An 890-nucleotide genomic window follows, 5' to 3' on the forward strand; every position below is an offset into this window, starting at 1 on the left:
AAATCTGCCTTATCTGATTATTTTTAACAAGCCCCTACAAGGTCATGAGTCGTAATGATAATTATTTTGGCTTGGTGTTTGTTATGTTATTTCATTGTTATTGAATGCGTTAAAAAGTGATAATCACTATTAACTAATATAGGAGTTAATAGTAATCGTGCCAAATCAAATTCTAAAAGCAAATTGTTCTTATATAAAAAAGGTTGGGGATTTTAACCATCGAGAGGTGAAGAATGACTCTTTAGCAAAAGCAATTGCAAGAGCTTCTAATTGTAATTTTCAGCTTCATACTACACTTTCTTCTACAAATACAGTTGCTAAAACGGCAATTGGTATTTTATTGTTGGCATCGTTGACAGCATCAGCATCAGCATCAGGTCAAGCTATTGGTTGCGTTGAAATGATAAAGTCATCAGGTAAAAGTGGAGGTATAATAAAAAATAATTGTGACAGTCACATTCAAGTACAATTTAAAGGAAAATGTGGGGTGATGAGGTCGGAGAGAGGCATAGTAATTCCTTCACATAAAGAAATAGAGCTAAATAGAGTTAAGCATCATTGTTTAAATAGCCCTAGACGCCATGAGATAAGTGTTATTGATGACCATATTAACGGAGTGGTTAAATTTCCGAGAAAAATAAACTCTTCAGTGCCGACTGAAAAAGTAATGATTGACAAAATAAATGAAATAAGCAGGCGTAATGAAAATAAAGAAATTAGGCTTGTAAAAATAATTAATTTGTTTTCAAATAACATTAACGCTGATACCCGTGAGTTAATTTTCAACTATCTAATTGCATTAGAAATGGGTAGCGGCATTAGCTTGGTTAATATTGTTAGTAAAATAAAAGACTCTAGACTCAACGATATTGAATTTTTAACATCATCTG

General features: G+C 32.1%; 1 protein-coding gene. It reads left to right on the forward strand.

From position 1 onward, the window contains the following. Nucleotides 1–157: 157 nt before the first annotated feature. The coding region (locus RH85_RS18510; protein WP_006714248.1) for a hypothetical protein at nt 158–890 on the forward strand (733 nt) is incomplete at its 3' end.

This window comes from Vibrio ichthyoenteri ATCC 700023 (assembly GCF_000222605.1).
Lineage (GTDB): Bacteria > Pseudomonadota > Gammaproteobacteria > Enterobacterales > Vibrionaceae > Vibrio > Vibrio ichthyoenteri.